A 12,260-nucleotide genomic window follows, 5' to 3' on the forward strand; every position below is an offset into this window, starting at 1 on the left:
GTCAGTTTTCTGCGATCCAGCTCTTTCCGGCCGCGGCCTGGGCGTTGGAATAGAGATGGATCGGGTGGTGGAAGAAGGGCGCAAACAAGGTCACCGCCGTGCGGATGCCGCCGGAATCGGTGACGATTGCGGCTTTGCCGAAATCGCCCCAATGACTGATCCCCAGTTTGAGGTCTTCCCATGCGGCTCCGGCGGTGTAGCTGGCGAAATCCTCGCCAATCTCGCAATAGATTTTCAGCGATTTATGGCGCGCCATCTTGTCGAGTGCCGCCGGGATCAGGCGATCGCGGTAATCATTGACGGTGACTTTGCCGCTGATGCGGATGGCCAGAATATCATCGGTGAAACCTTCAAGCTGTTCGATCATGATGCGTCTCCTCGTGCCGGATGGACCCGGCGGCTCGCGCCGCCGGGTGATAGACCCATCATACGCCCGCCGATGCGATCATGTTAGCCCGCAGGATCGGGCGACATTGTCGCAGCGCGCTGACGGCCCAGCACATAGACCGGCAGCCCGACCAGCAACAGCACCACGCCCCACATCATCACGTTTAGTCCGGAGCCGTAGATGGCGAAAGCGGAATAAAGCGAGGCCAGGATGGCGATAATCGCCCAGGAGCGGGCCGAGGCCCAGGAGTGGCGCAGTTCGGCCAGCGCGCTGACGAAGAGCGGCGCCAGCATGGTCACCGTGCTCATCATCAACAGGAATTCGAACGTTTTGATCAGCCCGCCGGAGAAATTTGCCAGCAGCAGGGCGGAGGCCAGGACCAGCGAAACCAGCAGCGAAAAATGTGGCGCACCGCCGGCATTGCGTTTGGCGAAGGCCTTGGGAGCGAGCTTGTCGATGGCGACGGCCATCGGCAATTGTCCGGAGATGAAGATCAGCCCGTTGAGACAACCTGCTGTCGAGATCAGGGCACCGATGGCGATCGCTTTCGGGGCCCAGGGGCCCAGACCGCGCGCCGCGTCGGCGAAGGGCGAGGTCGAGTTGGCGAGGTCGGAGGCCGGCACCAACAGCATTACCGCGGCGGTGGAGGCGATATAGACGATGGCGACGGTGATGGTGCCGACCATGGTGGCGCGCGGAATCGTCTTTTGCGGGTCGCGCACATCGCCGGCCGGGATGGTGGCGCATTCGAGGCCGGAAAAGGCCCACATCGTCAATAGCGCCGTGGTGGCGAGTACCGAGATGAACGGCGCGCCCGACGGATTGAGTTCCGGCAGGTTCTCGACATGGCCGGCAACGGCACCGAAGGCGATAATCGCCAGGATTGGCAGGAGCTTGAGCACGGTCATCGCAAGTTGGACCAGGCTGGCTTCGCGAACCCCGCGCAGCGAGACCAGGCCGAGCAGCCAGATAAGGCCGAGCGCGACGCCGGCTTGGGCGATCGGTGCCCCGTCCAGCGCGGGGAAGAAGACGGCGAGATAGCCGACAAAGGCGATGGCGACGGTCGGGATGGCGATCCAATAGGAGGCCCAATAGCCCCAGATGACGAGAAAGCCGGGCAAATCACCAAAGGCTTCTCGTGCGTAGATGTAGGGCCCGCCCGAACGCGTCGTGCGCAAGGCGAGGCGGCTCATCACCAGCGCCAGCAGGATGGATCCTGCAGCCGTCAGAACCCAGCCGCTGAAGCCCATAAGGCCATAGGGCGCCATGACCGAAGGCAGCAGGAATATCCCCGAGCCGATCATCACCCCGACCGTCAGCGACCAAGCGCCCCAAAAACCGATTGTACGCGGCGCTGACGCCTCATCCGTTGCGTTGTCCATGCCCTTACTCCCCCGAAGCGCGGGCATAGGCCTCGCGCAGTAAATTCTGCCAATGCCAGACGCCCGCCTCCTGACTGGGTGACAAGCGCCCAGGCTGGTAGGCGCCGCTATCGAGCCCGTGCTGGACGCGTTCACATATCAGCCGGTCTTCTTCCTGGATCTCGTCGGAAAAGCGGTCATCGGCTGGCGCCATCGCTTCAAACCCCGGCGCGTAATAGAAATCGAATTCGACCCGGCAGCGCGACGGTCCATCCGGCACAACGCGATTGCTCTGCATCCGGCCCGGCAGGATGTTGAGCATCGTGTTGGGATAGATGAAGAAATACAGCGCCTCGCCATCGGCATAGAGACCATCGGGATCACTCACCGGCGCGCGCTGAAGTGACCAGAAATCCGCGAGCTCGGTCTTGTATTGTGGATAGCTGACGATGCCGCTCAGCCCGGGATGCACAAAGGGCAGATGATAGCCTTCGAGGAAATTGTCGACATAAGTCTTCCAGTTGGCGGCGACCGTGTAGCTGCGGCTATGGTGATGGCGCATGCCGACCGGATCATAGGGCGCAACCAGGGCATCGATCCCGGCCATGACGGTGGCGAAATCCGGACCGTCTGAGCCAGCGCGGGCGAATACCATGCCCTGCCACTGGCGCAGCTCGATCGGAGCCAGGCGGATGCCGGCGCGATCAAAGTCTTGCGCGTCCTGCATTTCCGGCGCGGTGCGCAATTGGCCGTCGAGGTCATAGGTCCAGCCGTGATAGGCGCAGCGTAGCCGCTTGGCGCCCTTGCCGTCGCACAGGGCCAGCGGTCCGGCGCGATGGCGGCAGACATTGACGAAGCCATTGAGCGCGCCGTTGCTGCCGCGCACGACCAGCACCGGCACGCGGCCAATTTCCCGAACGACATGATCGCCCGGCTCGGCCACAGCGGAAGCGGGACACAATATCTGCCAGCCCGACTCAAGCACCTGCACCTGATCGACCGCCAGCCAGTCATGGCCGGCATAGAAGTCCGGGGAGAGCGCCGAGGCTTGCGCGAGCGGACGGGTCTGCAGTCTTGGATCGGTCGATGTCCGGGAGATTCCGTCGCTCATTGCAGGACGTTAGGGCTGGCAGTCGGTGGCCGCAAGGGATTTGACGATTGTCGGTTGGCGGAGGCTCGCCTAGGGTTCGCGCGTCGAGGAGGGTTGGAAGGGATACCGCATGCGTCGCTCGAAATTCGCCCACACGGAACGCCATGGCATGGACCGGATTGGCTGGCTGCGCGCCGGTGTACTCGGTGCCAATGACGGCATCGTCTCCACCGCCAGCCTGATCGTCGGCGTTGCCGCGGCCAATACAGGGCCGGCGGAAATTCTCGTTGTCGGCACGGCCGGGCTCGTGGCCGGCGCGATGTCAATGGCGGCCGGCGAATATGTCTCGGTAAGCTCGCAATCGGACGCTGAACAGGCTGATCTCGCCCGTGAACGCAAGGAATTGGCCGAAGATCCCGCCGCCGAGCACGCCGAGTTGGCCGGGATATATGTCCAGCGCGGCTTGACGCCGGAACTCGCTGAGGCCGTGACGACGCAATTAATGGCGAAAAATGCCTTGCAGGCCCATGCTCGCGATGAGCTGGCGATCTCCGAGCTGACGACTGCCAAGCCCATCCAGGCCGCACTGACCTCCGCGGCAACCTTTGCCGCCGGCGCAGCGTTGCCGGTGCTCACCGCCGTTCTGGCACCACAGACGTGGACCATACCGGCTACCGCCATTGCCTCGCTGATCTTCCTCGCCGGTCTCGGTGGCGTGAGCGCCCGGATTGGCGGCGCCGACATCGTGAAGGCCACCGTGCGCGTCACCTTCTGGGGTGCAGTCGCGATGGGCGTGACGGCGGCGATCGGGACGGTGTTTGGCGTTGCGGCGTGAGGGCGTCGAATCCTGACAACCACTCCCGCTGACACAGAAAATCCGGCGTCGCCTGGGCGTCGACGATGAGAAGACCCCTTCAGTGGGCGGCCTATTCCGCCACCACCGACACATCCACGCCGGCCGCTTTCGCTTGGGCTTCCAGCTGGCGGGACATCCAGTTGGGGGTCTTGGTGAAGCGGCCCAGCGAGGCATAGACAATCGGCACCACGAAGAGGGTGAAGAGTGTCGCCACCAGCACACCGGTAAAGATCACGACGCCAATGGTGATGCGGCTCTCCGCGCCCGGCCCGGTCGCGATGGCGAGCGGGAAGGCGCCGATGGCGGTCGACAGGCCGGTCATCAGGATCGGGCGGAAGCGCGTCGTTGCGGATTCCAGCGTTGCGGTCATCAGATCGCGGCCGTCTTCGCGCAATTGATTGGCGAATTCGACGATCAGAATGCCGTTCTTGGCTGCCAGCCCGATCAGGATCACCAGGCCGATCTGGGAATAGATATTGAGGCTGGATCCGACCAGTTCGAGGCCGAACAATCCGCCCGCCACGGCCAGCGGCACAGTCAGCATGATCACCATCGGCTGGATCAGGCTTTCGAACTGGGCTGCCAGTACCAGGAAGACGATCAGCAGCGCCATGCCGAAGGCGAAGATCATCGCGGTGTTGGCGTCGAGGAATTCGCGTGCGCCGCCGAGATAACCCGTCGACAGACCCGGCGCTAATTCATTGGCCGCCCAATCGTCGAGCCAGGTCACGGCCGCACCGAGCGTATAATCATCGGCGAGGGTGGCCGAGATGGTTATCGCGCGCTGACGGTCGACGCGATTACGCGACGAGGCTTCGCCCACCTCGTGCACGCTGACCAGGTTTGAGAGCGGGATGAGTTGGCCACCGCGACCAGAAACATACAATGATTCCAGATCATTGACGCTGGAGCGATCTTCGCGGCGATTTTCCAGAATGACATTATAGGCTTCGCCGCGATCAATGAATTGCCCGACCCGGCGCGAGCCGAGATGGGTCTGCAGCGTCTCGCCGATATCAGCGATCGAGACATCGAGTGCTGCGGCGCGTTCGCGGTCGATATCGACGACGAGGCGCGGGCTGTTGGGCTGGTAATTCTTGCGGGCGCGCACAAGGCTGGGATTACCCTCGGCGATGGCGGCCAGCAGGCGGTCGGCCTCGGCGTCGAGGGTCGCGTAGTCGGGGCCCTGCAGCACGAATTGGATATCGTCGCCGCCGCCACCGCCGCCCAGCGAGGAGCGCATCGAGGCGAAGGCTTGCACGCCGGTAAGCTGACCCATGCGGCCATTGATCTCGTCGAGGATTTCGCCGCCAGGGCGGCGCTCTGACCAGTCAACCATCGTGCCGATAACAACACCGGAATTATAACCTGCTCCGCCCCAGCCCGGTGAAATCACCAGAACGCGGCGCAGTTCGCCGGTCTCGATATAATCCATCACCACGTTTTCAACCGCCGCTGCTTGGCTCGCCATATAATCGAAACTGGCCCCTTCCGGTCCGGAGAAAGCGCCGAAGAAGGAGCCGCGGTCTTCCGGTGGCGTCAGTTCCGAGGGCAGGCGGCCCAGCAACAGGCCCGAACCCGTCAGCGCCACCAGAATAACCGGCAGCACGAGCAGCGGAGCCTTCATCGCCAGTTCCAGGCTGGTGCGATAACTGTCGCGCAGCGCATTGACGGCGCCATTGACCCAGCGCGCCACGCCGCGGCTATCTTTGGTTGGACGCAGGAGTTTGGACGCCATCATCGGCGACAGGGTCAGCGCGACAAAGGCCGAAAGCACGACGGCCGCCGCGATGGTCAGCGCCAGCTCGGTGAAGATGCGGCCGATAAAGCCGGGCAGGAAAACCAGCGGCACGAAGACGGCGACCAGCACGGCGGTGGTGGCGACGACGGCGAAGAAGACCTGGCGTCCACCGCGCAGCGCGGCCAGGGCCGGGCCTTCGCCGAGATCGATCCGGCGCTGGATATTCTCCAGCACGACGATGGAATCATCGACCACCAGCCCGATCGACAAGACCAGGCCAAGCAGGGTCAGAATATTAATCGAGAAGCCGGCGAAGGAGAGCACCGAGAAGACGCCGATCAGACAGACGGGCACCACGGCGGCCGGGATGATGGCGGCCCGGATACTGCCGAGGAAGAGATAGATGATCAGCACGACCAGACCGGCGGCGACCGCTAGGGTGCGCCAGACTTCGATGATCGACTGCTCGATGAAGACCGTATCGTCGGACGCTTTGATCAATTGCATGCCGTCGGGCAGCGTGTCGGCGAGGCGTTCGGCCTGTTCGGTGACGCGGCGGGCGACATCGACGGAATTGGCCTGGCTCTGGCGGACAAAGCCCAGTCCGATCATGTTCTGGCCATTGCCGCGGAACAGGGTGCGCGGCTCTTCCGCTTCCAGCACGACGTCGGCGATTTCGCCGAGGCGCACGACATGGCCCTCATTGGCGCCGGTGATCGGCAGGCGGGCAAAGCTCTCAGGGTCGGCAAACAGGCGTTCGACCCGCACCACGATATCGGTATCGGCGGTCTCGACCGAGCCGCCGGGCACTTCGACATTCTGGCTGCGCAGGGCGCTGTCGATATCGGCGACAGTGATGCCGCGCGCGGCCATCGCCTGCGGGTTGAGCCAGATGCGCATCGCATAGCGGCGCTGCCCGCCAATGCGGACATTGGCGACGCCATCAATGACGCTGAAACGGTCGACCATGACGCGGTCAGCATAGTCGGACAATTCCTCCGACGTCATGCGATCGGACAGCAGGCTGTACCACATGAAGGGGCGGGCATCGCTGTCCTGCTTGCGGACTTCGATCTCCTCGACATCGGGTGGCAGCCGGTTGACGACGCGCGAAACCGCATCGCGGACATCATTCGCCGCGGCTTCGATATTGCGGCTGAGGGCGAAGGTGATCGAGATGCGCGCATTGCCGTCGCGCGAGGAGGAGGTGATGGTCTCGACCCCGTCAATGCCCGACAATTGGTCCTCGATTGGCTGGGTGACGCGGTTTTCCACCACTTCGGCATTGGCACCGGGATAGCTGGCCGAGACTGAAACGATTGGCTGGTCGACATCGGGCAACTCGCGCAGCGGCAGCGAGCGCAGGCCCAATATCCCGAACACCACGATCAGCGCGCTGGCGACGAAGGCGAGAACCGGGCGGCGAACCGCAATATCGGAAAGCGTCATGGCTGGGTCACCGCTGCCGGACTGTCGGGGCTGCCGCCTTGGCCGAAATCACGTTGCGCTGTGACCGTCACCGGCACGCCCTCGCGCACCCGGTGCACACCCTCCGCGATCACGACTTCGCCGGGTTCCAACCCGGCTGTGACTTCGACGACATCGCCGGTGCGCAGGCCGAGCTCGACATTGCGCCGGTGCGCGGAGGTGACGCCATCCTGGGTCTCGAGCACATAGACAAAACTGTCGTCGAGATAGCGCGTGATCGCCGAGCCGGGCACAGCCGGGCTGCTGCGTTGATCGCGGCGAACTTCCACTACCATCAGCTGACCGGGCAGGATGCGCCCGTCAGTATTGTCGATTTCAGCCCGGACGGTCACGGCGCGGGAGATCGGATCGACGCGGCTGTCGATCTGGGCAATCGTGCCGAGGAAAACATGATCGGGATAGGCATTGGTTGTCGCCTCAATCATCATACCGGCCCGGATATTGGCGAGGAAGCGTTCCGGGACGGTGAAATCAAGCCGGATGGCGCTGATATCGTCGAGCGTGGTGATCGGATCGCCCGGGCGAATGAGTTGACCGAGACTAATTTCACGCAGTCCGACGACGCCGGCGAAGGGCGCGCGGACGACCTGGTCGGCCAGTTGTGCTTCAATCGAGGCGACACGTGCTTGGGCCCGTTCAAGCGCGGCCCGCGCCTCGTCCTGGCGTTGTTGCGGTGCGACGCCGCGCGAGATCAGATCATTGACCCGCTCCAGATCCCGCTGCATCTCGCGCAGTGTCGTGCGCGCTTCGCTCAGGCCTGCGACCTGTTCGGCGTCATTCAGCTGGATCAGGATATCGCCCGCTTCGACTAGTTGGCCACTTTCGAAATTGATCCGCGAAATCGTGTCGGATACCCGCGCGGAGACGGTGATGCTCTCCTTTGATCGGGCTGTGCCCAGCGCTTCGACGATGTCGGCGAATTCAAATCTGGCCACCGTATAGGCCGCAACCGGCAGGGCCGAGGCGGGCCGCTGGCCCGTCTCCTGTCCGCTGCCGGCGAGAACGCGAAACGCGACGATCCCGGTCATGGCGGCAAAGACAATCAGGGCGACGATCAGAAAACTATAACGGCGCATCAGGAACTCCGGAACGCAAGATTTCGTGCCTGCTTCCTAAAAGCTGAATACCGGGCTGGCAACGCTTGTTGACGCTAGGCCGGGCCGGTTGCGGTGTGGTTAGCTGAACCCTGTCTGGAGAAAGGAAGCTGAACACAGCTTCGTTATCGTACACCTGTCGCGGTCGAGCACGAGGACCGGCGCGGCCGCTCCCGACGCAGCGCCTCGCTTCTCGCTCATTGTCGGGAGCCATGAAGCTGCGCCCTCAGGCGATCTGCGCATCGTCTGACAACAGGGCTCCAGGCTCGATTCCCCGCTTTTCGGCACTCGCACGCACGGCGTCGCGCAGGGCCTTGCTGCCGCCGAGCAGACGCCGAAAACGTTCCTCGTCGAGCGCCAGCAGCATGGAGGGCGCAATCGCCCGGACTTCGGCGCGCCGCGGTTTCTGCATCAGGATCGCCATCTGCCCGAACATCTCGCCGCCGCCCAACCGCCAGCTCTGACCGGCATTCTGGATTTCGACCGCACCGGAGGCGATGAAGAACACGCTTTTCACCACACTTGTCTTGCGGATGATGACGTCGCCGGCATTGACATAGCGCGTCCGCAGCGCGCGGCCGAGACGTTTCAGTGCGGCATCGTCGAGGTCCGCGAACAGCGGAAACTGGCGCACCAGCTCGACCCGTTGGAGGGCGATGAGCAGGCGTGGGCGCCGCTCCGCAGCCGCCCGCCGCTCACCAAGCGACTTCATCAAGGCCGTAAAAACCTCGGCACCGATCAACCCGTCTTCGAGCATCGTGGCGTATTCCCTTTCCTCCAGCCGCAGCGTCGTGCGGCGGATAAAGCGGCGTTCCAGCTCATCGGCATAACCGGGATATTGCAAGCGCAGCCCCTCCAGCGCCGTTTCCACAGCCTCGATGCGCCGCGTGAGCAGGTCGTGCAGCAGCTCGGCCACTCGCCGCCCGTGGATCCGCCGGATGCGTCCGTGGATGAAGGCGTTGAGGTCGCGCAGGATCAGGCGCTGGGACAACAGAAGCTCGAAGCGGTCCGCGGTCATGCGCGCCAACGGCCCCGACAGGCCCAGCGAGCTGTGCAGCAGAACCGCCGCCCGGAACGCGCGGCCATAGGCGACGCTGCGACGCGCCGCGCGCTGGTATCCACGCCGTCCCTGCGACTGCGCGCCCTCGATCAACCGGTCGGCATTGGACATCACCAATTCGGCCATCCGGGCCGAGATCGTCCGCTCGCGCACCCGGGCGAGAATGGTGTCCCGCTCATGGCCGGCCAGCGCGAGCAGTCCCAGCGTGACGCGGTCGCGCTCGAGGATGTCGGTGCTCTCCTCGGCCCGCTTGACCGCCTTGTCGAGCCGCTTGCCGAAGCGCTTGGCTTCGGAACGGACGATGTCGTGGCTGAGCTCGTAATTCTCGCTGGTGCGCGCCACATCCTCGCGCACGGTCTGCAGCGCGACGGCGACGACCTGCCGTGACAGCGCCTGGTCCATCGGCGAAAGCCGGTCGAGCCCGAGCCAGCCGATCACCGCTCTCAGCGTGCCGCCTTGCACGATCAGGGTGAACAGGGTGAAGCCGGTCGCGAGAATGCCGACGAGGCGCTTGGTCTCGTCGGGAACATTGACGTTCTCGGTCACGGCCAGCGCCAGGGCCAGCGTGACCGCGCCGCGCAGGCCGCCCCAAAGGATTGCAACGCGATAGGGTGGCTCGACGGCCGGCGAGGCCCGCACGGCGCTCAGCAGCGGCAAGAGCACGAACAGGATTACCACACGTGCCGCAATCGCCGCCAGGATAACCACGCCGATCAGGATAAAATCGCCGGCGCGCACCTCTTCGAGAATCCGTGGGATCAACAGCGCGGCGAGGATGAAGATCAACGCCATCGCCCAATGGGCGAGCACGTCCCAGACTTCGCGCAAATTGGCCCAGGCTTGCGGCGGCAATTGTCCCGGCCCGGTCAGGTTCAGCGTCAGCCCGGCGACGACGACCGCGATGACACCCGAAGCGCCAATGCTTTGTTCCGCGCCGATATAGGCGAGATAGGGCAGGGCGACCGAGATCGAGATCAGCGCCAGTTCATGGGCAGCGAAGCGCGCCATGATCCAGACCGCGATGCGCGCCGCGACCCAGCCCGTCAGCACACCGCCCAGGATCAGCAAAGGGAAACGTCCCAGCGCATCGAGCAGGCTGGGCTCTGATCCGCCCAACATGACATAACCCATGAACAGGCCGAACAGGGCGATCGCGGCGGCATCATTGAGCAGGCTTTCGCCCTCAATGATGCGCGCCAGCCTTTGTGGGGCCGAGATTGAGCGGAAGATCGATACCACCGCTGACGGATCGGTCGTCGAGACGATGGCGCCAATCAGCAGACAGGCCGCCAACGGCAGCGTGCTGGCCCATGACAAGGCGTAGCCGACGCTCAGCGTGGCGACCACGACCGCCACGACCGCGAGCACCAGGATCGGCACCCAATCGTCGAGCATGCGGCGCAAATTCATCCCCAGGGTCGCCTGGAAGAGCAGCGTCGGCAGGAAAACATAGAGAAAGACATTCGAGCGGATCGGCAGGCCCAGGATCGCCTCGGCTACCGGGTTGAGCGCATCGGTCAGCTCGGTGTGCAGGAAAAACAGCGCGCCCGAGCCGATCAGCAGGCCCAGCATGGCGAGGATCACTGTGTAGGGCAGACGCAGCCGCGCAGCGAGCGGCTCCGCCGCGCCGATGACGAGGAAGAGCGATGCAATGACCGTCGTGATCAGAACGATATCCATGCGCCTGAATAGCCATAAAATCAGATACATGAAATCGGAATGCCCTCCGATTTTCGTGGAAACCGGACAAAATCGCAGAGCCGGGATGGTTTCAGGCGGAATCGCGAGGCCGGAGCGGGTAAGGATGACGGGCGGACGGGTCGGCAGTGTCCCGCCCCAACCAATACAAAACAGCTTTTCCCCGGATTTATTCCGGGGCCCGCTGGAAGGGAATTCAGCCAGGCTCCCAACCCATGGCAGACCCCGAAATTCGCTGCGCTCCTCCGGGGGAAGTGGTGTGGGTTGGTGTTGGCATAGTGCGTAATTGCCAGCTTATCCTTTATCCTACACAATTAGCCCACGTCATCCTGACGCAAGTCAGGACCTCGACGCGACAAGTGCGGAGCCTGTGATATCGAGGTCCTGACTTGCGTCAGGATGACGTGGTTAAACGCAACTTATCCCCACCCCCTTCACCTGCGCGCCTACTCCAGCTGTTCCGGTCGCACGGGAGGCGTGGGCTCAGTCATTCGCGGCGCTCGGGAGCGTGGAGCGAGTCCGGGCAGAGGGGTGACATCCCGAGCGCTGGCGTGGTCATCGGAGAGGAGGGCGGCATTCGGGCTCGACCGCTAGTCCACTCCGGTTTCCAGACGGTGGCCGTAAGGTGACCGACCAAATCTCCCATCGTTTTCCAGGAAGAATTGGTGGGACGTCCCGGATGTCACCCCCACTCATCTACCTCAACTCCGGCATTCGCCGGCGTCCCACACACCTCCCATTGCGAGGTGCCCCCTTATCCCTCCAGCCGCTCACGGCATGGAGATTTCGGTATGAGCTGAAACGATGCCCCGCGCGAACGGTTCAGTTTTCGCCGCGGCGCGGTGCGGGTCGGCGCGCAGGGGTGAGTGCGTTTTGGCCGGGGCGCATTTGGCGGCGTGCCGGTATTTCGGACCTGTCGCCAAGTTCACCACGCGCCGCTGCCATCATGGTCTGGAAAGTTGGTGCCAGACCTGCTTGCGTCAAGGCGGAGTTTTCATGGTAGGCCGCGACCCCGATCTGGCCGGCCAAGGCTTCACACTCCTCACGCGGTATCGGATCGCGAGACACCCCGTTCGGGTCATCACGCAGGTCGGCCTTCATACCGATCAGGATGATGGGAGCTTGGGGCAGGTGGTGGCGAATTTCGGGTAGCCATCTTTCGGTTACAGCCGCAAAACTGCTGCGGCTGGTGAGCGAAAAACCGAGGCCAACAACCGCCGCGCCCGGATATGAAAGCGGACGAATGCGGTCAAAATCTTCGGCGCCCGGGGTGTCGGTCAACTCCAGCTGCGTCGGAAGCCCCTGATACAGGAGATTGGCGGTCAATGTATCGAAACCGGTGGCGACGCCTTCAACCGGAAACCGGTTCGTCGTGTACGAAACCAGCATGCTGCTCTTGCCGACATGAGGATTGCCGACAAAAACCATTTTGATCATGGATATACCGGTGCGCGCCTGTGCGGACCGCGGCAGCGCCAATGTGA

Annotated in this window: 8 protein-coding genes; 1 reads left to right on the top strand and 7 read right to left on the bottom strand. The window is 63.7% G+C overall.

Going from position 1 to position 12,260, the window contains the following annotated elements:
* Position 1: 1 nt before the first annotated feature.
* The 3 genes from AAC029_RS12715 to AAC029_RS12725 all read right to left on the bottom strand — a co-directional run bounded on the left by AAC029_RS12715 (position 2) and on the right by AAC029_RS12725 (position 2,860).
* Entirely contained in the window at positions 2–367 is a 366-nt protein-coding gene (locus tag AAC029_RS12715; protein ID WP_339748355.1) for an STAS/SEC14 domain-containing protein, read from the bottom strand.
* Between the two features lie 83 nt (positions 368–450).
* The gene (locus tag AAC029_RS12720) at positions 451–1,770 is read right to left on the bottom strand and encodes an amino acid permease (RefSeq protein ID WP_339748357.1); all 1,320 of its coding nucleotides are present in this window, start codon (positions 1,768–1,770) and stop codon (positions 451–453) included.
* Between the two features lie 4 nt (positions 1,771–1,774).
* Positions 1,775–2,860, bottom strand: a complete 1,086-nt coding sequence (locus AAC029_RS12725) for an aromatic ring-hydroxylating dioxygenase subunit alpha (protein WP_339748359.1) — start codon at positions 2,858–2,860, stop codon at positions 1,775–1,777.
* Between the two features lie 109 nt (positions 2,861–2,969).
* Here AAC029_RS12725 and AAC029_RS12730 point away from each other — a divergent pair, with 109 nt between their 5' ends.
* Positions 2,970–3,674, top strand: a complete 705-nt coding sequence (locus tag AAC029_RS12730) for a VIT family protein (protein WP_339748361.1) — start codon at positions 2,970–2,972, stop codon at positions 3,672–3,674.
* Between the two features lie 91 nt (positions 3,675–3,765).
* Here the strand turns inward: AAC029_RS12730 and AAC029_RS12735 are convergent, their stop codons facing one another.
* The 4 genes from AAC029_RS12735 to AAC029_RS12750 all read right to left on the bottom strand — a co-directional run bounded on the left by AAC029_RS12735 (position 3,766) and on the right by AAC029_RS12750 (position 12,213).
* Positions 3,766–6,885 carry an efflux RND transporter permease subunit gene (locus AAC029_RS12735; RefSeq protein WP_339748363.1) on the bottom strand — a complete coding sequence of 1,040 codons (3,120 nt, stop codon included), beginning with the start codon at positions 6,883–6,885 and terminating at the stop codon, positions 3,766–3,768.
* On the bottom strand, positions 6,882–8,000 hold the full coding sequence (locus AAC029_RS12740; RefSeq protein ID WP_339748365.1) for an efflux RND transporter periplasmic adaptor subunit: 1,119 nt from the start codon (positions 7,998–8,000) through the stop codon (positions 6,882–6,884). Before AAC029_RS12740 ends, AAC029_RS12735 begins: the two co-directional genes overlap by 4 nt.
* Positions 8,001–8,244: 244 nt before the next feature.
* On the bottom strand, positions 8,245–10,758 hold the full coding sequence (locus tag AAC029_RS12745; RefSeq protein ID WP_339748367.1) for a cation:proton antiporter: 2,514 nt from the start codon (positions 10,756–10,758) through the stop codon (positions 8,245–8,247).
* A gap of 840 nt (positions 10,759–11,598) precedes the next feature.
* The gene (locus tag AAC029_RS12750; protein WP_339748369.1) at positions 11,599–12,213 is read right to left on the bottom strand and encodes a Rho family protein; all 615 of its coding nucleotides are present in this window, start codon (positions 12,211–12,213) and stop codon (positions 11,599–11,601) included.
* Positions 12,214–12,260: the final 47 nt, after the last annotated feature.

Origin of the sequence: uncultured Maricaulis sp. (assembly GCF_963975345.1) — a bacterium.
Lineage (GTDB): Bacteria > Pseudomonadota > Alphaproteobacteria > Caulobacterales > Maricaulaceae > Maricaulis.